This is a genomic window from Novosphingobium sp. (genome assembly GCF_965228995.1).
Taxonomy (GTDB): domain Bacteria; phylum Pseudomonadota; class Alphaproteobacteria; order Sphingomonadales; family Sphingomonadaceae; genus Novosphingobium.
The window spans coordinates 3280672-3306860 of record NZ_OZ245852.1 but is presented as its reverse complement, the minus strand read 5'-3'; the positions used below and the strand labels follow the sequence as shown (position 1 = coordinate 3306860).

Annotated in this window: 22 protein-coding genes; 13 read left to right on the top strand and 9 right to left on the bottom strand. The window is 65.5% G+C overall.

Annotated elements, in window-relative coordinates; translation table 11 throughout:
• Window positions 1-3: 3 nt before the first annotated feature.
• Together ACO056_RS15080 and ACO056_RS15075 are read right to left on the bottom strand one after the other, a co-directional pair.
• Window positions 4-549: a SixA phosphatase family protein gene (locus ACO056_RS15080; RefSeq protein ID WP_421848162.1), complete on the bottom strand. Its 546-nt coding sequence runs from the start codon at window positions 547-549 to the stop codon at window positions 4-6.
• Window positions 546-3323 (bottom strand): ATP-dependent DNA helicase, encoded by a 2778-nt coding sequence (locus ACO056_RS15075; protein ID WP_421848160.1) that lies wholly within the window; start codon window positions 3321-3323, stop codon window positions 546-548. Before ACO056_RS15075 ends, ACO056_RS15080 begins: the two co-directional genes overlap by 4 nt.
• Before the next feature lie 182 nt (window positions 3324-3505).
• Here ACO056_RS15075 and ACO056_RS15070 point away from each other — a divergent pair, with 182 nt between their 5' ends.
• Entirely contained in the window at window positions 3506-4387 is an 882-nt protein-coding gene (locus tag ACO056_RS15070) for a flagellin (RefSeq protein ID WP_421848158.1), read from the top strand.
• Between the two features lie 20 nt (window positions 4388-4407).
• On the opposite strand, the gene ACO056_RS15065 is transcribed toward ACO056_RS15070, so the two are convergent.
• Window positions 4408-5118 carry a nitroreductase gene (locus ACO056_RS15065; RefSeq protein ID WP_421848156.1) on the bottom strand — a complete coding sequence of 237 codons (711 nt, stop codon included), beginning with the start codon at window positions 5116-5118 and terminating at the stop codon, window positions 4408-4410.
• A 104-nt stretch (window positions 5119-5222) separates the two neighbouring features.
• On the opposite strand from ACO056_RS15065, the gene ACO056_RS15060 reads away from it, so the two are divergent.
• Both ACO056_RS15060 and ACO056_RS15055 read left to right on the top strand, forming a co-directional pair.
• Complete coding sequence (locus ACO056_RS15060) at window positions 5223-6866, top strand: lysine--tRNA ligase (RefSeq protein ID WP_421848154.1); 1644 nt, start codon at window positions 5223-5225, stop codon at window positions 6864-6866.
• A gap of 830 nt (window positions 6867-7696) precedes the next feature.
• Window positions 7697-8041, top strand: a complete 345-nt coding sequence (locus tag ACO056_RS15055; protein WP_421848152.1) for a hypothetical protein — start codon at window positions 7697-7699, stop codon at window positions 8039-8041.
• 86 nt (window positions 8042-8127) lie between these two features.
• Here ACO056_RS15055 and ACO056_RS15050 read toward each other — a convergent pair whose 3' ends face one another.
• Window positions 8128-8805 carry a prolyl hydroxylase family protein gene (locus tag ACO056_RS15050; RefSeq protein ID WP_421848150.1) on the bottom strand — a complete coding sequence of 226 codons (678 nt, stop codon included), beginning with the start codon at window positions 8803-8805 and terminating at the stop codon, window positions 8128-8130.
• A 333-nt stretch (window positions 8806-9138) separates the two neighbouring features.
• Here ACO056_RS15050 and ACO056_RS15045 point away from each other — a divergent pair, with 333 nt between their 5' ends.
• Window positions 9139-9501: a winged helix DNA-binding protein gene (locus tag ACO056_RS15045; RefSeq protein WP_421848148.1), complete on the top strand. Its 363-nt coding sequence runs from the start codon at window positions 9139-9141 to the stop codon at window positions 9499-9501.
• A gap of 21 nt (window positions 9502-9522) precedes the next feature.
• Here the strand turns inward: ACO056_RS15045 and ACO056_RS15040 are convergent, their stop codons facing one another.
• The gene (locus ACO056_RS15040) at window positions 9523-10953 is read right to left on the bottom strand and encodes a glutamate ligase domain-containing protein (protein ID WP_421848146.1); all 1431 of its coding nucleotides are present in this window, start codon (window positions 10951-10953) and stop codon (window positions 9523-9525) included.
• A gap of 53 nt (window positions 10954-11006) precedes the next feature.
• Between ACO056_RS15040 and ACO056_RS15035 the strand changes: the two genes are divergently transcribed.
• From ACO056_RS15035 to ACO056_RS15005, 7 genes are all read left to right on the top strand, one after another.
• Window positions 11007-11831: an LD-carboxypeptidase gene (locus ACO056_RS15035; RefSeq protein WP_421848144.1), complete on the top strand. Its 825-nt coding sequence runs from the start codon at window positions 11007-11009 to the stop codon at window positions 11829-11831.
• A gap of 29 nt (window positions 11832-11860) precedes the next feature.
• Window positions 11861-12796 carry an ACP S-malonyltransferase gene (fabD, locus tag ACO056_RS15030; protein WP_421848142.1) on the top strand — a complete coding sequence of 312 codons (936 nt, stop codon included), beginning with the start codon at window positions 11861-11863 and terminating at the stop codon, window positions 12794-12796.
• A 45-nt stretch (window positions 12797-12841) separates the two neighbouring features.
• On the top strand, window positions 12842-13234 hold the full coding sequence (locus ACO056_RS15025; protein WP_421848140.1) for a GxxExxY protein: 393 nt from the start codon (window positions 12842-12844) through the stop codon (window positions 13232-13234).
• 51 nt (window positions 13235-13285) lie between these two features.
• Complete coding sequence (fabG, locus tag ACO056_RS15020; RefSeq protein ID WP_421848138.1) at window positions 13286-14050, top strand: 3-oxoacyl-[acyl-carrier-protein] reductase; 765 nt, start codon at window positions 13286-13288, stop codon at window positions 14048-14050.
• Between the two features lie 5 nt (window positions 14051-14055).
• Entirely contained in the window at window positions 14056-14577 is a 522-nt protein-coding gene (locus ACO056_RS15015; RefSeq protein ID WP_421848136.1) for a hypothetical protein, read from the top strand.
• Between the two features lie 215 nt (window positions 14578-14792).
• Window positions 14793-15920, top strand: coding sequence for a DNA polymerase III subunit beta (gene dnaN, locus ACO056_RS15010; RefSeq protein ID WP_421848134.1), 1128 nt, complete (start codon window positions 14793-14795; stop codon window positions 15918-15920).
• A 232-nt stretch (window positions 15921-16152) separates the two neighbouring features.
• Window positions 16153-17568: a methyl-accepting chemotaxis protein gene (locus ACO056_RS15005; RefSeq protein ID WP_421848132.1), complete on the top strand. Its 1416-nt coding sequence runs from the start codon at window positions 16153-16155 to the stop codon at window positions 17566-17568.
• 8 nt (window positions 17569-17576) lie between these two features.
• On the opposite strand, the gene ACO056_RS15000 is transcribed toward ACO056_RS15005, so the two are convergent.
• The 3 genes from ACO056_RS15000 to ACO056_RS14990 form a co-directional block, all read right to left on the bottom strand.
• Window positions 17577-18590, bottom strand: coding sequence for a zinc-dependent alcohol dehydrogenase family protein (locus ACO056_RS15000; RefSeq protein WP_421848130.1), 1014 nt, complete (start codon window positions 18588-18590; stop codon window positions 17577-17579).
• On the bottom strand, window positions 18587-20335 hold the full coding sequence (locus tag ACO056_RS14995; RefSeq protein ID WP_421848128.1) for an N-acyl-D-amino-acid deacylase family protein: 1749 nt from the start codon (window positions 20333-20335) through the stop codon (window positions 18587-18589). Before ACO056_RS14995 ends, ACO056_RS15000 begins: the two co-directional genes overlap by 4 nt.
• A gap of 114 nt (window positions 20336-20449) precedes the next feature.
• Window positions 20450-21271 carry an alpha/beta fold hydrolase gene (locus tag ACO056_RS14990; RefSeq protein WP_421848126.1) on the bottom strand — a complete coding sequence of 274 codons (822 nt, stop codon included), beginning with the start codon at window positions 21269-21271 and terminating at the stop codon, window positions 20450-20452.
• Window positions 21272-21427: 156 nt separating this feature from the next.
• Between ACO056_RS14990 and ACO056_RS14985 the strand changes: the two genes are divergently transcribed.
• Entirely contained in the window at window positions 21428-24133 is a 2706-nt protein-coding gene (locus tag ACO056_RS14985; protein ID WP_421848124.1) for an EAL domain-containing protein, read from the top strand.
• Between the two features lie 153 nt (window positions 24134-24286).
• Here ACO056_RS14985 and ACO056_RS14980 read toward each other — a convergent pair whose 3' ends face one another.
• The gene (locus ACO056_RS14980; RefSeq protein ID WP_421848122.1) at window positions 24287-25054 is read right to left on the bottom strand and encodes a DUF4197 domain-containing protein; all 768 of its coding nucleotides are present in this window, start codon (window positions 25052-25054) and stop codon (window positions 24287-24289) included.
• Window positions 25055-25177: 123 nt separating this feature from the next.
• Between ACO056_RS14980 and ACO056_RS14975 the strand changes: the two genes are divergently transcribed.
• Window positions 25178-26185, top strand: a complete 1008-nt coding sequence (locus tag ACO056_RS14975; protein ID WP_421848120.1) for an NADP-dependent oxidoreductase — start codon at window positions 25178-25180, stop codon at window positions 26183-26185.
• Window positions 26186-26189 lie beyond the last annotated feature (4 nt).

The following is a 26189-nucleotide window of genomic DNA, read 5'->3' as shown; positions in this document are numbered from 1 at the left end:
ACCTCAATCGTTCAGCGTAGGCCCCAGCTCCGGATCCAGATCGCGCGGACGCTTCATCGCCACCAACCGCCCGCAGCGCTCATCAAGATCGGCCCAGCGCTCGATGGCTAGCTCCATCACCGCGAAAGTCGCGGTCGGGAACTTCACTTCCACTTCCTCGCGCAGCGGGCTGGTGCCGTCATCGGGCACGATGTCGAAGATCAGGTCCTCAAGCCCCGGATTGTGCCCGATCATCAGCACGCTTTCCGGCTCGCCCGAAAGTTCGCGCAGGAGGTCGATCAGCGTGGCGGAACTGGCGAGATAGATCCGCCGGTCCCATTCGACCGGAAAGCTGTGCCCCCAGGCCTTGCTCGCTTCCTCGATCGTTTCGGCCACGCGCACAGCGGGCGAGGCGATGATCCGGTCGAAGCGCAGGCAGGTGCTCTTGATATGGTGCCCCATCGCCTGCGCCCCGCGCACCCCCCGCGCATTGAGCGGCCGGTCGAAATCGCGCGCTCGCGCATCGGACCAGTCGGACTTGGCGTGGCGCAGCAAAGCAAGGGTTTTCACGCGCGGGTCTCGTCAATCGGGCTGGGCGGCACAGGGGCGTTGGCGCTGTCAGAAACACTGCCCGCCACGCTTTGTAAAGCCGCATCGAGAGTCACGCGGCGCACCGGTGTCCCGGCTGGAAAGGCGCTCAAGAGGCGGGAGGGGAACGCGGACGACAGCACCACGAAATGTCCCTTGTCGGTCCCGGTGCGGATCAGCCGCCCGAATGCCTGCGCCAGCCGCGCGCGGATGATGCGGTCGTCGTGCGCCTGTCCACCCCCGCGTGTCCCGCCGCTTCCGAATTTCTCGGCATGGGCCAGCCGCCGCGCGCGGTGGAGGATCGAAGGTTTGGGCCAGGGCACTTGCTCCATCACCACCAGCCGCAGCGAGTGGCCTGGCACGTCCACCCCGTCGCGCAGCGCATCGGTGCCGAGCAGCGAGGCGCGCGGATCATCGCGGAAGATATCGACGAGCGTGCCCGTATCGATCGGATCGACATGCTGGGCAAACAGCGGCAGCCCGCCGCGCGCCAGCCGGTCGGCAATCCGGCCATAGACCGCGCGCAGCCGCCGGATCGCGGTGAAAAGCCCCAGCGCGCCGCCGCCCGAAGCCTCGATCAGGCGGCCATAGGCATTGGCGAGCGCGGGAATATCGCCGCGCGGCACGTCGGTCACGATCAGCACTTCGGCATTGCGCGCATAGTCGAACGGGCTCGGCGCGGAGAACACCTGCGGCCGCAGATCGAGGTGCGGCGCCCCGCTGCGCTCCACGGCGCTGCCCCATTCCCCGCTCTGGGTTTCGGCGCCGTCGGTCAGCGTGGCAGACGTCATCATCACCCCGTGCGCACCGGCCAGCACCGCCTCGGCAAACGGCTTCATCGGATCGAGGTAACGCCGGTGGAGCCCGATATCCCATTCGCGCCCTTCGGAGCGCTCCAGCGCCAGCCAGTCGACGAATTCGGGATCGCCTGGGCCGCCCAGCCTTGCGAGAAGCGCGATCCACCCGGCAATAAGATCGGTGCGCCAGCCGATTGCCCCGCGTGCGCCTTCGATCCGTGCGCGGGCCGGTCCGTCAAGCCAGTCGGGCGCGTCCTCGATCAGCGCTTCGAGCCGCAGCGCAAGGCGCATCAGCGGCTGGCGCAGCGCTTCGAGCGCTTCCTGCGCGCGGCCCGCTGTTTCGACGAAGCCGCCGCCCAGCTGCGCCGCTTCGGTCTCCAGCCCATAACCTGCTTCCTGCCCGCCGCTCTCGTCGCGCGAGAGCACCAGTTCGCGCGTTTCGGCGAGCAAGTCCTCGATCGGGCCGAACGGAGCCCCTTCGACGACCCGCGCCAGCCAGCCATCGCCCGGTAGCGCGGCGGCCGCCTCGCGCGCATCGGCAATCGCGCGGGCGCCTTCGTCATCATAGCTCGCTACATCGGCAAGGCGCGCGGCAAGGCCCCGGCGGCGCCCGCGCTGGTTGCCTTCAGGCCCGATGACCCAGCGCCTGAGTTCCACCGTTTCGGCGCCCGTGAGCGCTGCGGCAAAGGTGCTGTCCGCTGCCTCGAACACGTGATGGCCTTCGTCGAACACGATCCGCGTCGGCCGCTGCGCCGGCTCGCGCGCGCGGGCGGCGTTGATCATCACCAGCGCATGGTTGGCGATCACCAGCTCCGCCCCTGCTGAGGCCCGCGCCGCGCGCTCGATGAAGCATTTGCGGAAATGCGGGCACCCGGCATAGACGCACTCGCCGCGCTGGTCGGTCAGCGCGGTGATCCCCCGCTTGCGAAACAACGTGCCCAGCCAGCCCGGCAGATCGCCGCCGATCATGTCGCCGTCCTGGCTATAGGCAGCCCAGCGCGCGACCAGCTGCGCCATGATCGCCGGGCGCCCGGTGAAGCCGCCTTGCAGCGCATCTTCCAGATTAAGCAGGCACAAGTAGTTCTCGCGCCCTTTGCGCACCACCACCGGCGGGCCTTCCCGTCCTGCGCGCTCTGGCGGAAAGGCGGCGCGGCTTTCGCGCCGAAGCTGGCGTTGCAGCGCCTTGGTATAGGTCGAAACCCAGACTGTCCCGCCCGAACGCTCGGCCCACAGCGAGGCGGGCGCCAGATAGCCGAAGGTCTTGCCCGTCCCGGTTCCCGCCTGCGCCAGCACAATGTGCGGCTGGCGCTGCCCGGCGCGGGGTGCAAACATCGCTCCCGCCGCGCGCGCATAGGCTTGCTGCGCCGGGCGCGCTTCTGCGCCGCTGCCGGTCAGTTCGGCGAGCCGCGCGGTGATCGCATCCGGCTCCAGCACGATCTGCGCGGGCTGCGGACGCTCGGGTGTCTCCTCCCATTCCGGCAGGCGCGAAAACAGCCAGCGCTCCGCCCGCTGCGGCTGCGCGATCCGCGGTGTGAGCAGCCCCGCCCAGGGCCAGCGCAGCCGCACCAGCGATTGCAGCGCGCTCCACGCCCCCTCGCGCTCGGGCCAGGCGGGATCCTCGCAGGTTGCCAGCAGGGCATCCGCCGCCGCCTGGAGCAGCGCGGGCACGGCATCGTCACTGGCAGGCTCAGCCAGCCCGAGCGCCTGCGCCAGCCCTTTGGGTGTCGGCACCATGAACTGCGCGGGGTGGATGAACGCGAAAAGCTCCAGCAGATCGAGCCCGGAGAGGTCGGGATAGCCAAGCCGGCTGGCAACCAGCGGCGCATTGAGCAGCAGCAGCGGCGTATCGGCCGCCGCCATGATCGCCTCGCCCTTGCCCACCGGGCGAGTGCCTGCAGTGTCACGCAGCCAGCAGCCGGAGTGGCTGGCGTGAAGCGCGGGGAGGGAGGTGGCAGCCATGGCCGGGGCACTAGACCGGAAAGCGGGGGGCGGGGCAAGCCGGGGCCTTACGTACTTTTCCGCATGACTTTCACACCAGCTTGCAGGGCGCCTGCCTTAAACCCGGCAAGGTTCGGCCGTTCTGGCCTTTCGGGACATGGACGGGGCCCCACGCCCCTTACCCATAGTGGAGAATGGGCATCATGGCAGTCATCAATACCAATATCAGCGCGATCCGTGCGGCGAACGCTTCGAACTCGGCGTCCAAGATGGCGGGCGTCGCGATGGAGCGCCTCTCGACCGGCAAGCGCATCAACGGTGCCAAGGACGATGCCGCCGGCCTTGCGATCACCACCACCATGACCTCGCAGATCAAGGGCATGAGCCAGGGGATCCGCAACGCCAACGATGGCATCAGCTTCGCGCAGACCGCCGATGGCGCGCTGAACGAAGTGACTGCGATGCTGCAGCGCATCCGCGAACTCGCGATCCAGGCCAAGTCGGCAACTTATACCGATACCGATCGCACCTCGATGCAGTCCGAAGTCGCCAACCTCACCTCGCAGATCAGCGAAGTGCTGGAAAAGACCACGTTCAACGGCACCAAGCTGTTCACCGTGATCGGCGCGGCCCCGGCTGCCGACGGCTCCGACGATGCGACGTTCTCGATCCAGACGGGCAGCAACACCACTGACACGGTGAATCTGCGCAGTAAGGCGATCGACGGCACCACGCTCTTCGGCGGCGCCAACACCACCTATGATCCGGCCACGAACCCGCAGGCGATCGATGTCAGCACCGCCACGCAGGCAGGCACCACCATGGACAACGTCGATACCGCGCTCACCGCAATCAACGTTGCGCGTGCCGAATTCGGCTCGGGCCAGAACCGCCTCGAATCCGTGATCAACAACCTCACCGACAACGTGACCAACCTGTCGGACGCGCGCAGCCGCATTCTCGATACCGATTACTCGGCCGAGACGACGATGATGGCGAAAGCCCAGATCCTGAGCCAGGCCTCGACCGCGATGATCGCGCAGGCCAACCAGGCCCAGCAGAACGTGCTCTCGCTGCTGAAGTAAGGCGCTAGCCCTCTCCCCCTTCAGGGGAGAGGGTTGGGAGGGGCAAGGGAAGGGGTCTTGTCAAATCCCACGAAAGTCACCGCCTCAGCCACCGATTTGCGTTCGGAGACCACCGCATTGGCGGGGAAGCTCTCGTCCGGCCAGCCGAGCGCAATGCTCTTCATGATCACCTGATCGTCTGCGATCCCGGCATGTTCGCGCACCACCGGTGATTGCATGATGCCCTGGCTGTTGATGACGGTGCCGAGCCCGCGCGACCACGCCGCGTTGACCAGTGCATTCACCACCCCGCCGCAATCGAACGGAGTGTCGTCGCTCCCTTGCAGCACCTTGTCATACGTCACGATCACGCAGACCGGCGCGTCGAACTGGCGAAAGCCGCGCAGCACCCAGTCCTGCCGCATCGCCGCATCATCGCGCGCAATGCCCATCGCGGAAAACAGCTGCTTGGCCACGCCGATCTGTCGCTCGCGGTGGACGCCGGCAAACGGCTCACCCTTGCGAAATTCGCGCGAATCCGGCTCGCCCGCGAGGATGCGTTCGGTGTTGCCCTGCCGGATGCGCGCAAGCGGCTCGCCGGTGATCACGTAAAAATTCCACGGCTGCGTGTTCATCGATGTCGGCGCCCGCATCGCTAGTGCCAAGATTTCCTCGATCAGCTTTTGCGGCACCGGATCGGGCTTGTAGCCCCGGATGCTGCGCCGTCCGAGCATGACCTCATCGTATTCCATTGATCGCTCCCCCAGGGTCCTTTCCCGTCCGGTAGCGACCCCCCGGCCTTTCGCACAAGCTTTTCCTTGCGCTGGCGGGGGCCATCCGCAAAAGGATCGGCGCTATGGAAAACGCAGAAAACCCCGCGCCGCTTGATGTGTTCACCGCCGCCCAGACGTCCAAGGCCTGGCCGTTCGAGGAAGCGCGCAAGCTGGTCAAACGTTTTCCCGGCGGGAAGCGCGATGCAAACGGAGAGCTCGTCCCCGTATTGTTCGAAACGGGCTACGGCCCCTCGGGCCTCCCGCATATCGGCACTTTCCAGGAAGTGCTGCGCACCACGCTCGTGCGCCGCGCCTATGAAACGCTGACAGGCGGCCACCCCACCCGTCTGATCGCCTTCTCGGACGATATGGACGGCCTGCGCAAGGTGCCCGACAATGTGCCCAACAAGGCCGTGCTCACCGCCAAGCTCGGCCACCCGCTGACGCGCATCCCCGATCCCTTCGAGAAATTCGAAAGCTTCGCGCACCACAACAACGCGATGCTGTGCGATTTCCTTGATCGCTTCGGCTTCGAGTACGAATTCGTCTCGGCCAGCGACCGCTACAATTCCGGCGCCTTTGACGCTGCGCTCAAGAACGTCCTGCGCAAGTTCGATGCGATCATGGACATCATGCTCCCCACCTTGCGCGAAGAGCGCCGCCGCACCTATTCGCCGGTCCTGCCGATCAGCGACAAGACCGGCGAAGTGCTGCAGGTTCCGGTCGAAGTCGTCGATGCCGAAGCGGGCCTCGTGCGCTTCGAGGATCAGGGCGAAGTGGTCGTCCAGTCGATCCTCGGCGGCAAGTCCAAGCTGCAGTGGAAGGTCGATTGGGCCATGCGCTGGACCGCGCTCGGCGTCGATTACGAGATGTGCGGCAAGGACCTGACCGACAGCGTGACCCAGTCGGCCCGCATCACCCAGGTCCTTGGCGGCAAGCGCCCCGAAGGCCTAATCTACGAGCTGTTCCTCGATGAGAACGGCGAGAAGATCTCCAAGTCCAAGGGCAACGGCCTCACCATCGAGCAGTGGCTGGAATACGGCAGCGAGGAAAGCCTCGGCTTCTACCTCTTCCGCGAGCCCAAGAGCGCCAAGTCGCTCCACGTCGGGATCATCCCCCGCGCGGTCGATGAATACTGGCAGTTCCGCGAAAAGCTGCCCGGCCAGCCGGTCGAACAACAGCTCGGCAACCCGGTCTGGCACCTGCTGCGCGCCAACGGGGGCGATAGTGGGGCAGGGGACACACTCCCCGTCACCTACGGCCTCCTGCTCAACCTCGTCGGCGTGCTCGGCGCGCAGGCGACGCGGGCGCAGGTCTGGTCCTATCTCGCCAACTACGTCGAAAACGCCGATCCTGCCGCGCACCCCGCGCTCGATACGCTGGTCACCTCGGCGCTCGCCTACAACCGCGATTTCGTCGCCCCCACGCTCCAGCGCCGCAAGCCCGAACCCAACGAGGCCGCCGCGCTCGCCGCGCTCGACGCCGAACTTGCCGCGACCGACGACAGCGCCAGTGCCGAAGACCTCCAGACCCTCGTCTACGAGATCGGCAAGGACCCGCACTACTGCATCGGCGCGCTGCGCGATTGGTTCAAGGCGCTCTACGAAACGCTGCTCGGCTCCAGCCAGGGCCCCCGCATGGGCAGCTTCATCGCGCTCTACGGGATCGCCGGCACGCGGCGGTTGATTGCCGAGGCGCTGGAAGGCGTGGAACTGCCAGAGGGGTGAGACAAGGCCGGGAGTGCCATTCCACACAGTCTCCACTTCGTCGCCCCGTGCTCGACACGGGGCTTGGCTTTTCTTGCTGCGATACTCAGGTGGTTTGGGTCAGGCGTTGCGGAAGGATAGCCCAGCCCCGTGTCGAGCACGGGGCGACGAACCGGGGCGATGTCGATTCTCTTTCCTGAAGCCCATTCTCACCAGGTCCCACACAGGGGGAACTTCGTCGCGCACAATGGCATCGACGGCACGCGCCGCCCGATTGCCGAGGCGCATGAAGGGCGTGGGAACTGCCCGCGCAGTTATGGGGGGGAGTGCGCTTGGACTTCGAAATGAACTCTTGCCCACCCGTCCCACTTTGGTGAGCTTCATCTGCTTTTCCGAGGTCTCAGGCGCAAACCTGCCGTTCCGGACACGACAACAGAGCGGTCATAAAGACTGTGTGGTAATCTACCCGGATGCAGAGCCAGAAGAAGCAGGCAGCCTACGCTGCACGAACCATCCGCACTTTTTTGGACGGGACTTGCGGTCCCTACGATTGGGACGATTTTGTCTCATGCTCACTTCGGGATCCCGAGGTTGATAGCATCCGGCTTCGAGCAAGCAGTGTAGCCCTTCCCGTGGACGCAGACGGGACGCGAGAGCTTCTGGCGTTGGCGGACGAAGCTGATCGTCTCGCCACCGGCAACGGCGGCTTTGGCCCGCCCAAATGCCAGAAGCGGATATTCTGAAACCGACCCCTTTGCAGTCATTGTGAAGCGGAGCTAAATTGGGCCATGTTGCCGAGCTTTCTGCGTTCTTTGCCATACTTAGTTCATACAAACCGAGAGCTTGGTTTGATGCTTGCGGGTGAGAAGCCATTGGCATCATTCGTCGATGGCAAGGACTGCTTTCCAGAGGTCGTTGAACGATACCTGAGACTTTTCGACCGCCATGTCGCAGAGGGTCGGATCGTGCGCATGGACCATTTTTCTGAAGCCATTGGGAGGCGAGCCTACCTTGCTCACCGGATACTGTTTGCTTTACCGGGACAGGAATGGCGAATGCAGGCCATGATTGATCTAATGACGGGTGACGAACCGTGGTCGCCCCAGCTTGAGCGGCGACAAGGCGAGCTACTTGGTTACGCAGACTGGATGAACGACTATTGGCTGGAGTTCGCTTTTGGAAAGCAGACGGTCTGAAATCCACGACATAGCCGCCATCCAAGGTGCCTATTGTAAATCCCAATAGCGGACATCCGCTACGCCCGCTGTGCGCCCACCCCCCCCTAACACCAAGGCCGCGCGCGGTACCACTTCGTCACTATATACTTGACGCCCTGCTCCACCGGCCGCCCGGCGTGCAAGGTCAGCGGGTTGGGCTTTCCGTCGCGCCCCATGTTGTTCCACACCAGCAGCGCACCCTTCTGGGGAGGGACCGCAATCGGCACTTTGGGAAACTCGGTCGCGCCGCCGGCTTCCACTGCTGAAAGATAGCCCATCGCCGTCCACGTCCGCTGCCCGCCGCGGCCTTCCTCGGTCGGCCAATAGCTGGCCGAGGTATCGAAGTAATCGAAGTGCGCGCGAAACTGCTGGCCGGGTTCATAGCGCTGGCCCTGGATCACCTCGCCATGTGCGTGGTCTATTCCCATGAGATCGTCGATCCGCCGCTCCAGCATCTTGATGAACGGATCATCGGGATCGACATCGCCGCTATAGCTGGTCCGCCCGCTGTCGGCGTTGTTGTGGTAGGTGGGGGAGGGGCGCGCCACCGCATCGACCATCTTGATCAGCCGCGCGCATTCCTCTGCGGTGAAGAAATCGGCCACCCCGTAGATCTCGATTGCGTCGACCGGCAGGCGATAGACGCTGGGATCAGCCTCAAGCCGCGCGCGCACCCGTTCGCCCACTTTGGCGAGCGCCGGAGCGTCCTTGGCAACGGGAGCGGAGCGGCGAAATCCGATCATCCGGGGCTCATGCCGCAGCGGCCGCGCGCTGCCAAGAGGGAGGTGGTAAGTCAGGCTCCTTTTCATAGTTTAACGTGCTGACAACAATGAGTTATGCATGATAACTAAAGTTGCCACCAATATGGATCATATTTCTGCGCGAGAGGCTTACCAATAATCCGCAAGATGGTTACATATATTGCTTGGTTGATTGTTGATTGATCATGATTTTCCCAAGGGTCGCGTAACCAGAAGACTGACCGCGTAAGCTGTCAGTGCCAGATTTCCGGAAGCCCAGCGGCGGGGGCGAACGGATCTGGCGGCGAACATTCCTTGGAATGCGAGGAGTTGGCTTTGGACGGTCATGTCGACTTGGATGCGGAAGCCCTCCGCATCGCGAAACTGCTGTACGAAGCGCGTCGCCGCCGCGATGTGGCCAGCCCGATCAAAGGCCTCTTCGGAGAGCCGGGATGGGATATCCTGCTGGACCTGTTCATCGCCCGCAAGACCCGCACGGCCCTGCAGGTCTCCAGCGTCTGCGCCGGAGCAGGCCTGCCTTCCACCACCGTGCTACGCTGGATCGCCCGGCTTGAGCGGGAAGGCCTGATCGTGCGCGTGGCGGATCAGGATGATGCCCGCCGCCGCTATGTCAGCCTCACCACGCGCGGGCTCAGGCTCACGACATCGCTGCTTGATGCGGTCGGCCCGCTCGGCTGAGCCCCAGCCCGGCGCACCGCTTCAGGGCAGCCGGGCGAGCAATTCGCGCGCGAAGGCAGAAAGCGTATCGTCGCGCGCGCCCATGATCACGATGCGGTCCCCGGGCCGGGCAAGCTCGGCCATGCGCGCGGCGCAATCGGCGCGGTCCGGAATGTGCTCGGCCATGCCGCCATGCGCGCGGATCAGTTCGGCGATGCGCTCGCTGCCGACTGACCGGTCCACCGTTCCGCCGAAGTATACCGGATCGCACAGGATCGTGCGGTCTTCCGCGCCAAGCCTTGTCGCCAGCACCTCGGCAAGCTCCGCGCCCATCTGGCGCAGCGGCCCATAGCCATGCGGCTGGAAGAACGCGATCACCCGGCCCGGATGCGCCTTCAGCGTGGCGAGCGTAGCGGCGACCTTTTCGGGATTGTGTCCGAAATCGTCGATCACCATCACCCCGGCGGGGCTCGTCCCGACCACGTCGAACCGGCGCGCAAGGCCTGCATAATCCCCCAGCGCGCGCACGGCATCGCCCAGCGGCACCCCCGCAGCATGCGCCGCAGCCAGCGCCGCCAGTGCGTTCGAAAGATTGTGCCGACCCGGCACCTTGAGCGCCAGCGCGTGCCGCTCGCCGGTGCGGCGCGCCTCGATCATGGCAGCGATGCCGAGCGGCGATTCGGCCACGCTGTCTGTGGCCACGCCAATATCCGCCTCGCGCGAATCTATGCCGAAAGTGTGCGCGGTGCCTAACGCGCGGCCTAGCAGCGCCGCGCTTTCCGCGTCATCGAGATTGACCACGGCCGTTTCCGCCCGCGCCAGAAAATCGCCGAACAGGCCGCGCAGTTCCTCCAGGCTCTTGTGATCGAGGCTGACGTTGCCGAGGACCGCGATACTTGGCCGGTAGGCCGCGATCGATCCGTCGCTTTCGTCCACTTCCGAAACGAACGGGCCGTCCGCCGCGCCTACGCGGGCGCTGGCGAAAGGAGCGTCCGGCCCCGCGAAGTTCTTCATCACCGCGCCGTTCATGATCGTCGGATCGCGCCCGCAGGCGGTGAGGATCCACCCCAGCATCCCCGTCACGGTCGATTTGCCGCTGGTGCCGCCCACCGCGATGCTCATGGGTGCGGCGTTGAACAAGGTGGAAAGCAGCTCCGCCCGGCGCATCCGGCGGCAGCCCAACTCTTCGGCGCGCACCATTTCGGGCACGGTATCTTCCACCGCAGCGGAGGCGACGAGGATCTGCTCGGCCGAAGTGATCCCGCTTCCATCCTGCGGATGCAGCGCAAAGCCCAGGCTTTCCAGCCACGCGAACTTTTCCGGCGTGCGTCCCTGATCGCGGCTGCGGTCCGATCCCGCGATCTGCGCGCTCTTGCCCTTGAGGATCAGCGCCAGTGGCAGCATGCCCGAACCACCGATGCCGCAGAAGAACCAGGGGTGTGCGGTAAGGCTTGCGGCGTCGTCGATGCTCATGCTGCGTGCGGTATGCGCCCTTGAAGCCCAGCGCAACCGGGTTAGGAAGGCTCATGCCCCGTATCGCCATCTGTGCGCCCGCCCGCCCGATCACGCCCCAGGATGCGCAGGCCGTGACCGCGCTCGCGGTCGGGGTTCCGGGCGTGGAGCTTGCGTTTCACCCGCAGTGCTTTCTCGAAGCGGGCCATTTCGCCGGCACCGATGCGCAGCGCCTCGCGGCATTTCTGGAATGCGCGAACGATCCCGCTGTCGATGCGGTCTGGTTCGCGCGCGGCGGCTATGGTTCCAATCGCATCGCCGGGGCGGCCATAGCACAGCTTGGCGATGCCGCCCGCAACAAGGCCTTCCTCGGCTATTCCGATACCGGCTACCTCCTTGCGGCGCTCTACCGCGCGGGCATCGGCCAGACCGTCCACGCGCCGATGCCCGGCGATATCCGCCGCGAAGGCGGCGCAGCGGCAGTGCTGCGCACCTTGCGCTGGCTTGCCGGAGACCGCTCTGGCACCGAACCGGCGCAAGGCGATGCCCCCCGCGCCGCCTTCAATCTCACCACTCTCGCGATGCTGTGCGGCACGCCGCTGATGCCCGATCTCACCGGCCATGTCGTGATGGTCGAGGAAGTCTCGGAGCATCTCTACGCGGTCGACCGGCTGTTCTTCCACGTCACCGCACACCTTGGCGGCATCGCCGGTCTCCGGCTCGGGCGCGTGGGTGATGTGCCGGAAAACGACGTCCCCTTCGGCGCGGATGAAGAAGCGATTGCCCGCGATTGGTGCCGGCGCACCGGCATTCCCTACCTCGGCCGCGCCGATATCGGGCATGATGTTGATAACAAGATTGTCGCATTCGGGCTTGAGAGCACCCCCGCGAATCACTAGGCGCGCTCCTTCACAGCAGGAGTGTGTTGATGCGGGCGTTCGTATTTCCGGGGCAGGGCAGTCAGAAGCTGGGCATGGGCGCAGATCTCGCCGCCGCCAGCGCCGCCGCGCGTGAAGTCTTCGAGGAAGTGGACGACGCACTGGGCCAGAAGCTGTTCGCGCTGATGACCGGGGGCCCCGAGGAGGACCTCACGCTCACCGCCAATGCCCAGCCCGCGATCATGGCCAATGCCATCGCCGTGCTGCGCGTGCTGGAGAAGGAATGCGGCCTCGTCCTCGCAGACAAGGCGGCATTCGTCGCCGGCCACAGCCTCGGCGAATATACTGCGCTCTGCGCTGCCGGGGCCTTCAGCCTCGCCGATACCGCCCGCCTGCTGCGCCTGCGCGGAGCCGCCATGCAGGCCGCCGTGCCCGTCGGCGAAGGCGCGATGTGCGCGCTGCTCGGCGCCGATATCGAGAAGGCGACCGCGCTCGCCGCTGCCGCCGCGCAAGGTGAGGTCTGCACCGTCGCCAACGACAACGATCCCGGCCAGGTCGTCCTTTCCGGCCACAGGGGGGCGATCGAACGCGCCATCGCTCTGGTCAAGGAACACGGCATCAAGCGCGGCATCCTCCTGCCCGTCTCCGCGCCCTTCCACTGCCCGCTGATGCAGCCGGCAGCCGATGCCATGGCGCAGGCACTGGAAACGACCCCGCCGGGCCCTCTGCGCGTAACGCTGATGGCCAACGTCACCGCCGCGCCCGTTACCGACCCCGCCGAAGTCCGCCGCCTGCTGGTCGAACAAGTCACCGGCCGCGTCCGCTGGCGCGAAAGCATGATTGCCCTCGGCGCCGCTGGCGTGACGCACTTCGCCGAACTCGGCGGCAAAGTCGTCGGCCCGATGATCACCCGCAGCGTGGCCGATGTGTCGGTTGCCAGCGTGGTCGGCATGGCCGATATCGAAGCGTTTGCGAAGGAGGTTTGATTTAGAGGTTCGCGCAGAGGCGCGGAGGCGCAGAGGAGTGCAATTTTGCGCAACATTGATGAGATTAGCGGAGCTTTGGTTGATTGCGCAATTCGTATCCACAGGGATTTAGGACCCGGTTTACTTGAGAGCGTCTACGAACTGGTGCTAGCGGCAAGCCTGGAGAGGCGGGGGTACAAGGTCGATCGGCAGAAGCCGATCGATATAGAGTTCGATGGTTTGCGCTTCCCTGCGGCGTTTAAGCTGGACCTGCTGGTTGACGACCGACTGGTCATCGAGATCAAGTCAGTGGACAAACTGAACCCGGTGCATGCAAAGCAAGTCCTGACATATCTGCGATTGATGAAGCTGCCCGTAGGGCTTTTGCTCAATTTCTCGGGTGAGACCATGAAGCAAGGTATCCGGCGGTTGGTCAATAATCACAGTTCTGCGGGCTAAATCTCTCTGCGCCTCCGCGCCTCTGCGCGAACAAATTGAATGGAGCACACCATGGAACACCGCCTCTTCGATCTCACCGGCATGACCGCTCTCGTCACCGGCGCTGCCGGCGGGATCGGCTCGGCCATCTCCCACGCGCTGGCCAAGCAAGGCGCCCGCCTCGCGCTGTCCGGCACCAACCCGTCCAAGCTGCGGTCCTTCCGCGAAGAGCTCAACGATACCTACGGGCACGATCATGTCGAGATCACCTGCGATCTCTCGAACACCGAGCAGGTCGAGCATCTCGTTCCTGCCGCGATCGATACGCTGGGCAAGGTCGATATCCTCGTCAACAACGCCGGCATCACGCGCGATAACCTTGCCATGCGGATGAAGGACGAGGAGTGGGATGCGGTGATCCGCGTCAATCTCGAAGCCGCGTTCCGCCTCATGCGTGCCGCTTCCAAGCCGATGATGAAGGCGCGCTTCGGCCGCATCATCACGATCACCAGCGTCGTTGGCGCCACCGGTAATCCGGGGCAGGTCAATTATGCCGCAGCCAAGGCGGGCCTCGTCGGCATGTCGAAGAGCCTCGCGCAGGAACTCGCCACGCGCGGTATCACCGTGAATTGCGTCGCCCCCGGTTTCATCCGCACCGCGATGACCGACGTGCTGCCCGATGCACAAAAGGACGCGCTCAATGCGCGCATCCCGATGGGCCGCATGGGTGAGGGCAGTGATATCGGCGCCGCCGTCGCCTATCTCGCCAGCCGCGATGCGGGCTATGTCACCGGGCAGACGCTGCACGTGAACGGCGGCATGGCGATGCTGTCCTGATCGCGATGCGGCGCGCACTGCTCCTTCCGGCGCTGGCCTTGCTGCCGGCCAGCGCGATGGCCCGCGCGCCGCAGGCGCTGGCCTGCGCGGTCATCGCCGCGCCCGAGGGGCTTGATGCCCAGCTTGCCGACAGCATGCTCACGCTGGACGAAGCGCGCAGCAAGCCCGCGCTCGATACGCTTCACGCGCTGGTCGATCGCTGCGCGGCAGATCAGTTCCTCGGCAACAAGGAGCGCGATGCCTACTTCGCCTATGTGCTCGGCCGGATGGCGCGCGATGGGCTCGATTCCCGGCTCAAGGCGGAAGGCATCTCCTCCGATCTGATCGACAAGGCGCTCGATATCGGCCCCGGCAATGCCAACAATCCGGCCACGCAAGTGACGCAGGGAGATCTCCGCCGCGTCGCGACAGCACTGACCGAGGCAGGCCGCGATCCGGCCAAGGTCACGCCCGTCGGCTGGGGGCTCATCACCGCGTGGATCGCCGCCACCGCACAGATGTTCGACGCGCTGCGCGTGCTTGATTGAGCCAGCGAAGCAAGCCTGCCGTTTTCGCTGCATTTATGCACAGCTTCGCCGCCGCGGATGCGGCTTCCGCTTGCCCGCGGCGGGGCGCGCGTTAAGGAAGGTGGTCCAGCAACAACCCATTCCTTCGCGCGATTCCATGCGTGCAGGGATGCCAGCTAGATGGCCTTGACTGGTCCTTTATACGGACCGGCCCGGGCAGGGGACACGAGACGAGAATGAAGGCCACGATCGAACGCGCGACCTTGCTACGCTGCCTGTCCCACGTGCAATCTGTGGTGGAGCGGCGGAATACGATTCCGATCCTCTCCAACGTGCTGATCGAGGCTTCGCCCGATGGCTCGGTTCGCTTGATGGCGACCGATCTCGATCTCCAGATCATCGAGACGATGCCCGCGCGCGAAGTGGAGCGCGCCGGCGCGATCACCGTTTCGGCGCACCTCCTTTTCGATATCGCGCGCAAGCTGCCCGATGGCAGCCAGGTCAGCCTCGATGCCTCCGAAGGCCGCATGATCGTCAAGGCCGGGCGCAGCCGCTTCCAGCTGCCGACGCTGCCGCGCGACGATTTCCCGGTGATCGTCGAGGGCGATCTGCCGACGAGCTTCGAAGTCCCCGCGCGCGTCCTGGCCGAACTGATCGACCGCACGCGTTTCGCGATCTCGACCGAGGAAACCCGCTACTACCTCAACGGCATTTTCCTCCACGTGGCAGACGAGGCGACGCCAGTGCTCAAGGCCGCCGCGACAGACGGCCACCGCCTTGCGCGCTACACGATTGCCCGGCCCGATGGCGCCGAGGGGATGCCCGATGTGATCGTGCCGCGCAAATGCGTGGGCGAGCTGCGCAAGCTGCTTGAGGACGTGCTCGATACCGCCGTGCTGATCGATCTTTCCGCCAGCAAGGTGCGCTTCACGCTTGGCGGCGAGCATGGCGTCGTGCTCACCAGCAAGCTGATCGACGGCACCTTCCCGGATTACAGCCGCGTCATCCCCACCGGGAACGACAAGCTGCTCCGCCTCGATCCGCGCAGCTTCTTCGAAGGCGTCGATCGTGTCGCCACAATCGCCACGGAAAAGACCCGCGCGGTCAAGATGGCGCTTGAGAATGACAAGGTCACGCTCTCGGTCACCAGCCCGGAAAACGGCACCGCTGCCGAAGAAATCGCTGCCGAATACCGCGCGGCGGGCTTCGAGATCGGCTTCAACGCCAATTACCTCAAGGACATCCTCAGCCAGATCGACGGCGATATTGTCGAACTCCACCTCGCCGATGCCGGCGCGCCGACGCTGATCCGCAAGGACGAGAAGTCGCCCGCGCTCTACGTGCTGATGCCGATGCGGGTGTGAGTCGCAGCCCGCGATGGGCGCGCTTGCAGGGTCTCACGTGCAAAAGCTGGCCAGACTTTTCGTCAGGCCAGCTTTTCGCATTCTGGAGCAGATCCGGGGTTTTCCAGCGCTTTCAAGCCTTTGCCTGTGTCAGGCAAAACCGACTCGGGATTGCCACGTAGGCGGGCCTTCAGCGTAAAAGTATCAACCCAAGCTAGTCCGATCTGGTTGATTCCAGTTGAGGACAGCCACCATGGAAGCGCGTGAACTCTCCGACAAGCTAGCGTTCTTCACCATCCAGCAGGATGATCGAGCGCACTTTCCCGGCATTGCCCGCGTGCTTGCGAAGGTCGCTCCCAAGGCGCTCGAAGGGCTCTACGAACGCATCGCCGCCACACCGGACACGGCGCGCCATTTTGCTTCCAAAGGCGCCATGGCCTCTGCGCGGGCCAAGCAGATCGAGCATTGGCAGGCGCTGTTCACTGGCGGCGCCAACGCGGCCTACTTTGAACGCGCCGAGCGCATCGGCAAGGTCCACGCCCGCATCGGGCTCGAGCCGCAATGGTATATCGGCGCTTACGCCAGCATGCTTGGCCCGGTCATCACAGCCATGGCGGGCCCGCTCGCGCGCCGCAAGGCGAAGCGGATGGCAACGCTGATCAAGATGGCGCTGCTCGATATGGAAGTGGCGATCGAGACGTATTTTGCGGTCGAGCAAGAGCGCCGCAACGCGGTCATCGAAGCGCTAGGCGCGGCGCTCAAGCGCATGACTGATGGCGATTTCAGCAGCCCGCTCGAAACGCTCCCGCGCGAGTTTGCCGCGATTTACGAGAACTTCGAAACGATGCGCGCGCAAGTCGGCACTGCGCTCGGCGATGTCGCGCAGACCTCGCAGGCCGTCGACGTCGGCGCGCAGGAGATCCGGCAGGCCTCGGACGACCTCGCCCGGCGCACCGAGCAGCAGGCCGCCAGCCTCGAGGAAGCCTCGGCGGCGATAACCTCGCTGGCCGCCAGTGTCGGCAGGACGGCGGGCGATGCCGCGCACCTTCACGATTCCGTGCAAGCCGCGCACGGCGATGCACAAGCCGGCGGCGGCGTGGTGGATGAAGCGGTGCGTGCGATGACCGACATCCACGATTCCGCGCAGGAAATCGGCAAGATCATCGCCGTGATCGACGGCATTGCCTTCCAGACCAATCTCCTCGCGCTCAACGCCGGGGTCGAGGCGGCGCGTGCCGGGGATGCCGGCCGGGGCTTCGCCGTCGTCGCCAACGAGGTGCGCGCACTGGCGCAGCGTTCCGCCGAAGCTGCGCTGGATATCAAGACGTTGATCGGCCAGAGCGCGGTGCAGGTCGAACGCGGTGTTGCGCTGGTTGGCCAGACGGGCGACAGCTTTGCGCGGATCGTCGGCAAAGTGGGGGAGATCGCGGATCTTGCCAGCAACATTGCCTCGGCCGCCAGCACGCAGGCCACAAACATCGGCCAGGTCCACGCGACCGTGCGCGAGCTCGATGTCATGACGCAGCAGAATGCGGCGATGGTGGAGGAAGCTACTGCCGCCTCGCGCAATCTGGCGGGCGAGGCAGACCGGATGGCCGCGCTGGTTGGCCGGTTTGCGCTTGAAGGGCGGAGCCATGGCGGCGCAGCGCCCTTGCGCCGCGCCGCCTGAGCCGAACCTCAGATATCGACGACGATCTTGCCGAAGTGGGTGTTGCTGGCCTGATGCCGGAACGCCCCGGCGAGATCCGCCAGCGCGAAGTGGCTGTCGATCACCGGGTGGATGCCATTGGCTTCGACCCCGGCGATCATGTCGAGCTGCATCGCCCTGCTGCCCACGGTGAGCCCCTGCACGCGCAAGTTCTTCGCCATCAGCAACGCGGTCTGCACCGGCCCGGCAAAGCCCGCCAACACGCCGATCAGCGCGACATGGCCGCCCACGCGGGTCGCCATCATCGATTGGTCCAGCGTGCCCGCGCCGCCGATCTCGACCACGCAGTCCACGCCCGCGCCGCCGGTCAATTCGAGCGCTTTGACACCCCAGGCCGGCACATCCTTGTAGTTGATCGTCTCGTCCGCCCCCAGCGCGCGCAGCCGTTCGAGCTTGGCATCGGATGAGCTCGTCGCGATCACCCGCGCGCCCGCCGCCTTGGCGAACTGGAGCGCGAAGATCGAAACGCCGCCGCTCCCTTGCACCAGCACGGTCGAGCCCGGCTTCACCGCGCCATCGACAAACAGCGCCCGCCATGCCGTCAGCCCCGCGCAGGTCAGCGTTGCCGCTTCGGCTGCCGAATAGCCCTTGGGCACCCGGGTGAACCAGTTTGCCGATGCGACGATTTCCTCGCGCGCATAGCCGTCGATGCCGTCGCCCGGCACCGTGGTGAAGGCCGTCGCTGGCGGCGTCCCGTCATCCCAGTTGGTGAAGAAGGTCGAGACGACGAGATCGCCCGGCGCATAAGCCGTCACGCCTTCGCCCACCGCCACAACCTCGCCCGCGCCGTCCGACATCGGAATGCGCCCGGCGGCGGCAGGCAGCATGCCCGTCACCACAGCAAAGTCATGGAAGTTGAGCGAGGAAGCGCGCAGCCGCACGCGGATCTCGCCCGGGCCGGGATCGCCGACATCGGGCAATTGGTCCAGATGCAGGCTATCGAGCGTCGCGGGGGCGCCGATACGGATTGCTGCGTTGCTCATTCTGCGGCCTCCAGCATTTCGGCCTGTTGCGGCCCGCGCACCAGCACGCCGGGCACCGCGCCCGTCCAGGTACCATTCTCGAACGTCACTTCGCCCGATTTGATCGTGTAGAGATAGCCGTCCGCTTTCTGCAGCAATCGCTTGCCGCCGGCCGGAAGGTCAAACGCCAGCCACGGCTTGCCGAGCTTCAGCGCGTCCATGTCGATCACATTGAGATCGGCGAGCGTGCCCGGCGCGATCACGCCGCGGTCGTTCATGCCGTAGAGCCGCGCGGTATCGTGGCACTGGCGCTTCACCGCCTGCTCAAGGCTCAGCCGCCGCCCGCGCTTGCGATCGCGCACCCAGTGCTGGAGCATGAACGTCGGCGAGGCCGCATCGCAGATCGTGCCGCAATGCGCGCCGCCATCCGAAAGCGAATTCACGCAGTCATCGCGCGCCTGCAGTTCCTCGAGGAAATCGAGGTTGCCGTCGGCATAGTTGAGGATCGGCAGGTAGATGAAGCCGGTCCCGCCATCCGCCAGCATCAGGTCATAGGCATAGCTCTCGGGCGAAACGCCCTTGGCCGCCGCCCGCGCCGCGATGCTCGCTTCGGCCTGCGGCTCGTAGTCGAAGCTCTCGTCCATCTCGTACTGGTTGGCCCAGCCTTCGCCGATCACGCGGTAAAGGTGGACGATGTCGGTATCGGGATAGACGTTGCTTTCCGAAAGCAGGATTTTCTTGAACACCGGATCGGCGAGGTGAGCGATCTGGTCCTCCCACGGCATCGCCGCAATCGCCGCCCACGATGGGCGGAACAGGAACGGATGCACAGTCCCGCGCCAGTTCATCACGATGCCGTTCCCGCGCAGTGCGATCTGCGCGACGATATTGGCGCCGTTCGCGTTCTGGCGGGTCATTTCCTCGATCTGTTCGGAAAGCGGCAGTTCCTTGGCGATCGACTGCAACGCGGCAAACGTGACGGGCAGGCCCGTCTCGCGGCTCATTGCGCCCATCCAGCCGAACTCGTCCCATTCGCGCTTCATGTCGCTGGCGATCTCGAACACACCGTGGCCCACGCGGCCCATCGCGCGGCCGATGCGGATCAATTCTTCCGCCGTCGCGGTCGTACCCGGCACCACTTCACCATCGATCGACTTGTGGATCACTGTCCGGCTGGTCGAAAAGCCGAGCGCACCCGCGCGCACCCCTTCCTCGACGATTTTCGCCATGGCATCGATGTCTTCGTCGGTGGGGATCGCACCGGGCTTCTCGCGGTCGCCCAGCACATAGGCGCGCACCGCGCCGTGCGGCACGTGCGTTGCCACGTCGACACTGCGGGGCAGCCGCTCCAGCGCATCGAGGTATTCGGGAAAGCTCTCCCAGTCCCACTTGAGCCCTTCGGCCAGCGCGGTGCCGGGGATATCTTCCACGCCTTCCATCAGCCCGATCAGCCATTCATGCCGGTCGGGCGCAGCGGGCGCGAAGCCCACGCCGCAGTTGCCCATGACGACCGTGGTCACGCCGTGCCATGAACTGGGCGCCATTTCCTGATCCCAGGTTGCCTGCCCATCATAATGCGTGTGCACGTCCACCCAGCCCGGTGCGATGACTTTGCCGCTCGCGTCGATCTCGCGCTTCGCCGTGCCGCTCACCGTGCCGACGGCGGCGATCAGGCCGCCCTGCACGGCAACGTCGCCGGTAAAGCGGGGCCGGCCGGTGCCATCGACGATGGTTCCCCCCCGAATGATGAGGTCATAAGTCGGCATCAGCAGGCTCCTCTATCCTGCGCGCTGCCGACTCATGGTGGAAGGCAGTCGCGTTTAACTGCCCGATTAAGTCAGAGGTTGGCGGCGCGGTCAACGCTCGCGTAGCCCTTGCGGTTACGCGTCGAGAAACCCGGTCAGCTTTCCGATGAACGCATCCGGGCGCGCCAGCATGAACAAGTGCCCGCCGCCCTCGCTCATCTCCAGCTTGCTGCCGGGTATCGCGTTGTGGAGGAAATGCAGGTTGGCGGGCGGGATGAGCTGGTCGTCCTCATCGCCCATGACCATGACCGGCATGTTCAGCAGCGGCAGGAACGGCGCGCTACTCCAGCCCGCGAAAGCTGCCAGCTGGCAGCTCCAGCCAAGCGGGGAAGGGGCCGTTGCGGCATTGAGCGAAACCCGGTCCGCCCCGCCGCCGTTGTAGAACGCGGCAAGGTTGCGGCGCAGCGCTTTCTCGACGGAATATTCCATTGGATCAAGCATCTGGCTCAGCATCGAAGTATTGCCGGGGATCATCGTGCCGCCCGCCGAAGTTGCCGCCAGCACCAGCTTGCCCGTGCGAGCGCGGTGCTGGAACGCAAACTGCTGCACCACCGCGCCGCCCCAGCTGATGCCGAGGAGATCCACCTGATCGATCCGCAACCGGTCGAGCAATGCCGCGAGGGTCAGCGCCATATGGGGGATGGTGTAGGGGAAGATCGGATCGGGCGACTGGCCGATCCCGGGCATGTCGAAGCTCACGATCCGGCGACCGGGCATGCGGCTGGCGATTGGCTCGAGCATTTCCATGTTCATGCCGATGCCGCTCAGGATCACCAGCGGGCGCGGGGCAGGGCGCGAACCTTTGGCTTGCGGCCCCCCTCCTTGGGTGTGCCATTGCCCCACCCGCAAGCGTCGTCCGGCAACGCCGATCATCGAAAAGCTGGCAGTCGTGGCCACACGGATTCCTTGGCAATCAGGTAAAACAACAGCTTGTGGCGCCCCCTAGCATCTGGACATGACGAGCAAAAGCAAACCTGCGGAAATCTGCGGGAAAAAGGTCCGAAACGGGTGCTCGCTTAACGGTTTCTCAAAGAGGTTAAGCGCAATTGACCTATGATGAGCCAATCGCCCGGGGACAATGCCGCATCGCCGGCCGAAACGACGCGCACCGCGCGCGATTTCGCGCGTACGCAGCGGCGCCGAGAGCGTGTGCCAACAGGGGCGACGAGCCGGGCAGACATCGCTGGAACTGCGTTCCTGTTCGGCACCGGGCCTGGCCGCGGCCTGATCGCGCGCGAATGGCCGCATATGGCGCTGCCGATGGTGCTGGGCGTGTTCGGCCTCGGCATCGCCAACTTCACCACTCGTCCGCTCATTGCGCCTGTCCTCGCGCTGCTTGCCTCCGCGCTGCTGTTCGTTGCGCGCTTCACCTCGGCCTACGAGGAACGCCGCGATCACCCGACATCGGTGCGCATGGCGCTGATGGCGGCCTCCATTGGCATTCCCCTGTTCATTTATGGTTACGCGATCGGCGTGTGGGCGGGCAGCGGCGTGGTGCCGTGGGTGCAGGCGCTGGCGCTGCTGGTTACCATTTCGCTCCTCGCCACGGTGACCGAATCGGGCCGCCTTGCCGGCATGCTGACCGCGCAAGTCGCGATGTGGTCGGGAGTCACCTGGATCACCAATCTTGCAGGCGGCATCCTCTCGCTCGTGATCGGCGCGGTGATTGCGGTCGCGGCCTACATGCGCCAGCGCGAGATCGATCTGAAAGTCCGCCTCGCGGTCGAGCAAGGCGTCCGCATCCAGACCCGTGCCGAGGAGATCCTCGCTGACTACGAAGAGACCGGGCAGGGCTGGTTCTGGGAAACCGACCGCCGCGGCCTCATCTCGTACATATCCCGCCCCGTTGCCGAAGTGCTTGGCAAGCAGGTCGAGGAATGCATCGGCCGTCCGTTTGCCGAACTGTTCAACTTGTCCGAGAAATCGGGCGAGGGAGAGCGCACGCTCGCGTTTCACCTCTCCGCGCGCTCCAGCTTCAGCGAACTCGCGGTGCGCGCGGCGGTCTACGACGAGGAGCGCTGGTGGTCGGTGACCGGACGCCCGACTTACGACGCCTTCAACAACTTCCAGGGCTTCCGCGGCTCGGGCACCGATCTCACCGAAAAGCGCCGCTCGCAGGAACATGCCTCGCGCCTCGCCCATTTCGATTCGCTCACCGGCCTCTCGAACCGCTTCCAGATGTCGCAGACGCTGGAGAAGATCCTTACCGCGCCCAACGAGCAGAACCGGGACTGCGCGGTGTTCCTCCTCGATCTCGACCGGTTCAAGCAAGTCAACGATACGCTCGGCCACCCGGCCGGGGACGCGCTGCTCAAGCAGGTCGCGCAGCGGCTCGAACGGGTCATCGGCACCGTCGGCCGGGTAGGACGCCTTGGCGGCGATGAGTTCCAGGTCATTCTCGCCGGCAAGATCTCGCGCGAACAGCTCGCGCATCTGGCCGAACGGATCATCGAGCAAGTGAGCCAGGCCTATTCGATCGAAGGCAGCCGCGTGATGATCGGCGCCTCGGTCGGCATCGCGCTCGCGCCCGATGATGGCGTCACCAGCGAAGCGCTGATCCGCAATGCGGACCTCGCACTCTATGCCGCCAAGGACGGCGGCCGCGGACGCTATCATTTCTACGCCGCCGATCTCCACAGCGATGCCGAAGAACGCCGCCAGCTCGAGGAAGATCTGCGCGATGCGATCACCCACGGCGATCTCGAGCTCTACTACCAGCCGGTCGTTCAGACCGCGACCGAGCGGATCACCGGCTTCGAGGCGCTGCTGCGCTGGAACCACCCGAAGCACGGCTTCATTTCGCCCGCCAAGTTCGTCCCGATTGCGGAAGACGCCGGCCTCATCGTCTCGATCGGCGAGTGGGCGCTGCGCACCGCTTGTCAGGATCTCGCCAAGTGGCCGGACGACGTGCGCGTCGCGGTCAACGTCTCCCCGCTGCAATTCGCCAATCCCGCGCTGCCTTCGATGGTCACCAGCGCACTGGCTTCAGCCGAAGTGGACGCAGACCGGCTCGAACTCGAAATCACCGAAAGCGTCTTCCTCGGCGATGATACCGGCACCGAAGCGATGTTCCGCGCGCTCAAGGGCATCGGCGTGCGCCTTGCGCTCGATGATTTCGGCACCGGCTACTCCTCGCTCGGCTATCTGAAGCGCGCGCCGTTCGACAAGATCAAGATCGACCAGTCGTTCGTGCGCGGCGCCACGCAGGCCGGCAGCCGCAACGGCGCCATCATCGCCTCGATCGTCAGCCTCGCCGAAGCGCTTGGCATGGAAACCACCGCCGAAGGGGTGGAAACGCTCGACGAGCTCGATCTGGTCCGCATGCTCGGCTGCAGCCATGTGCAGGGCTATATCTACGAGCGCCCGCTTTCCGCGCCCGCCACGCAGACGCGCCTTGCCACCGGCCTCATGGCGATCGCGCGCGGCCCCCGCTCGGCCCGCGCCACGCGGCAGGCGATGCTGCGCCGCGTCGTGCTCGATCACGGCGGCCACCGCTACAACGGCACGGTGCGCAACATGTCGCTGACCGGCGCGCTCATCGAAGGGCTGTGGAATGTGCCGTCCGGCACGATCTTCCGCATCCAGCTGTCTGACGGCCATATCGTCACGGCAACTTGCCGCTGGGCGAGCGACGACCGCATGGGCGTCGAATTTTCCCAGCCCTTGCGCCTTGACGAGGACGGCCGCATCGCCGCCGTCGCGATCAAGTCCACCCTGCCGCCCCCCGATCCCCTCGCGAACCAGCGCAAGGTCGGCTGATAAAAGAGCGCGATCATTTCACTCTGATGCACCCCTTACTTCGTCACCCCCGCGCAGGCGGGGGTCCAGAGTCCAGAACGCAACCTTGAGGCTGGAACGCCCTGGATTCCCGCCTTCGCGGGAATGACGAAGGGGTTGCGGTTGGGGTGAACCCTAACTCCGCCCGAAGATCTTCGCGATCAGCTTGCTTCCGGTTCCCAGCGGATTGCGCCGGATCTCGCGCTCCTGCTCGCCGAGATAGAGAAACACCCCGTCGCTCGCCTTTTCGGTGACATAGCCCGTGAGGTCCCGCGCACCGAACTGTCCGGCAATCAGGCTGTTCTTCGCCGAAAAGCGGTCGAGCGCCTGAAACGCCTTCACCCCCGAGAGTGACTTCGAGACGACCGGGCTCATCGCCTGCTGCAGGTCCGGGCCCATTGTACGACGGAAATAATCAGTCGCCGAAGTATCCCCGCCAGTCACGATGCCGAGCGCGTCAGTCACTGTCATGCGCGAGATCGCGCTCTTGAGCAGCGGCAGCGCCTTGCCCACCGCGCCCTCTGCCGCCGCATTGAGCTTGCCCGATAGGCCATCGGTCACTCCGGCCTGATCGAGCGTCGAGAGCAGACCGCTCAGGCGGCCAAGCGGCCCGGGCAGCCCGATCCGCACCCGCGGATCGTTGGCAAAACCGCCGGGTCGGCCCAATTGCGCGACCACGCGCTCTGCTGCCTTGCCGAGCGCCAGCTTGAGCCCGCCCGAAGCCTCGCTGCTGCTGACACCGGGCGGCGGCGCGCTCATCGATTGCGCCGGGGCGGCCGTACCCCTGCCGAGAAGCTGCCCGAGCAGGGCGCCCGCGTCCTGCGCCGATTGCGCCGAGGCGGTTCCCGCCGCCAGCGCCGCGATGGCGACCCCCAACCAGACTGTCCTTGCGCGCATCGCCATGGCATCCCTCCTTGATCCTCGCGCACAGTCTGCGCCGCCGGGCTGCGCTAGTCAAAATGGCAATGGCGATGCCTGCCGCGGCCACCTAGCTCAAGCTCGTCACCACTCGCCACGGAGCTTCCCATGCCGCACACCAATCGCCGCGTGTTCATTCGGCAGTACCGCGAGGGGATGCCGCAGATTGAAGATTTCGGCATCGAGGACGTCGCAATCGCGGATGTCCCTGCCGGGCACGTGGTGGTGAAAGTCGATACGCTCTCGATGGACGCGTGGATCCGCACGACCCTGACCCCCGGCAGCTTCCACGAGACCGCGCCGCTCGGCTCGACCGTCCGCGCGCTTGGCGTGGGCCAGGTGGTGGAAAGCGCCGATCCCGCGCTCGCCGCTGGGGACTGGGTCTATGGCATGCTGGCGGCGCAAACCCATGCGCTGGTGCCCGCGGCGGCGCTTACCAGGCTCGATCTCTCGAACAGCCTCAAGCCTGCAGACTATGTCGGCCCGCTCGGGCTTACCACCGGCCTCACCGCATGGGCCGGGCTCATCGCGGTGGCCGAGGTCAAGGCAGGCGATACTGTGCTCGTCTCCGGCGCGGCGGGCGCGGTCGGCTCGATGGTGGTGATGCTTGCCAAGGCCCGGGGCGCGCGGGTGATCGGCATTGCCGGAGGGTCCGACAAGTGCCTTTACCTCACCACCCGGCTCGGCGCCGATGTCGCCATCGATTACAAGAACGCCGATCTGGCCGCCGAAGTGGCTGCTGCGGCCCCTGATGGGATCAACGTCTTCTTCGACAATGTCGGCGGCGAGATACTCGATGTCGCGCTCGCAAACCTCGCGCCCGCCGATGCGCGCATCGCGATCTGCGGTGCGATTTCGCAGTATTCCGATCTCGGCAATGTCCGCGGACCCAGGAATTACCTCAAGCTTGCCGAACGCAACGCGATGATGAAGGGCTTCGTCGTCACGCATCATGCTGCGCGCTTCCCCGAAGCGAAGGCGGAGATCGCTACGCTGATGCAGGAAGGCAAGCTCGATCTGCCCGAGCATGTGGTCGAAGGCATCGACCATTTTGCCGAGGCGCTGCTGCTGCTCTTCTCCGGTGGCCACACCGGCAATCTGCTGGTGCGGCCTTAGAGCA

Bases quoted from the DNA above. Each gene is read 5' to 3' on its own strand.
- ACO056_RS15075 (WP_421848160.1), bottom strand. From the start codon at position 3,323: ATGGCTGCCACCTCCCTCCCCGCGCTTCACGCCAGCCACTCCGGCTGC.
- ACO056_RS15070 (WP_421848158.1), top strand. From the start codon at position 3,506: ATGGCAGTCATCAATACCAATATCAGCGCGATCCGTGCGGCGAACGCT.
- ACO056_RS15065 (WP_421848156.1), bottom strand. From the start codon at position 5,118: ATGGAATACGATGAGGTCATGCTCGGACGGCGCAGCATCCGGGGCTAC.
- ACO056_RS15060 (WP_421848154.1), top strand. From the start codon at position 5,223: ATGGAAAACGCAGAAAACCCCGCGCCGCTTGATGTGTTCACCGCCGCC.
- ACO056_RS15055 (WP_421848152.1), top strand. From the start codon at position 7,697: ATGCTTGCGGGTGAGAAGCCATTGGCATCATTCGTCGATGGCAAGGAC.
- ACO056_RS15050 (WP_421848150.1), bottom strand. From the start codon at position 8,805: ATGATCGGATTTCGCCGCTCCGCTCCCGTTGCCAAGGACGCTCCGGCG.
- ACO056_RS15040 (WP_421848146.1), bottom strand. From the start codon at position 10,953: ATGAGCATCGACGACGCCGCAAGCCTTACCGCACACCCCTGGTTCTTC.
- ACO056_RS15035 (WP_421848144.1), top strand. From the start codon at position 11,007: ATGCCCCGTATCGCCATCTGTGCGCCCGCCCGCCCGATCACGCCCCAG.
- fabD (WP_421848142.1), top strand. From the start codon at position 11,861: ATGCGGGCGTTCGTATTTCCGGGGCAGGGCAGTCAGAAGCTGGGCATG.
- fabG (WP_421848138.1), top strand. From the start codon at position 13,286: ATGGAACACCGCCTCTTCGATCTCACCGGCATGACCGCTCTCGTCACC.
- ACO056_RS15015 (WP_421848136.1), top strand. From the start codon at position 14,056: ATGCGGCGCGCACTGCTCCTTCCGGCGCTGGCCTTGCTGCCGGCCAGC.
- dnaN (WP_421848134.1), top strand. From the start codon at position 14,793: ATGAAGGCCACGATCGAACGCGCGACCTTGCTACGCTGCCTGTCCCAC.
- ACO056_RS15005 (WP_421848132.1), top strand. From the start codon at position 16,153: ATGGAAGCGCGTGAACTCTCCGACAAGCTAGCGTTCTTCACCATCCAG.
- ACO056_RS15000 (WP_421848130.1), bottom strand. From the start codon at position 18,590: ATGAGCAACGCAGCAATCCGTATCGGCGCCCCCGCGACGCTCGATAGC.
- ACO056_RS14995 (WP_421848128.1), bottom strand. From the start codon at position 20,335: ATGCCGACTTATGACCTCATCATTCGGGGGGGAACCATCGTCGATGGC.
- ACO056_RS14985 (WP_421848124.1), top strand. From the start codon at position 21,428: ATGATGAGCCAATCGCCCGGGGACAATGCCGCATCGCCGGCCGAAACG.
- ACO056_RS14980 (WP_421848122.1), bottom strand. From the start codon at position 25,054: ATGGCGATGCGCGCAAGGACAGTCTGGTTGGGGGTCGCCATCGCGGCG.
- ACO056_RS14975 (WP_421848120.1), top strand. From the start codon at position 25,178: ATGCCGCACACCAATCGCCGCGTGTTCATTCGGCAGTACCGCGAGGGG.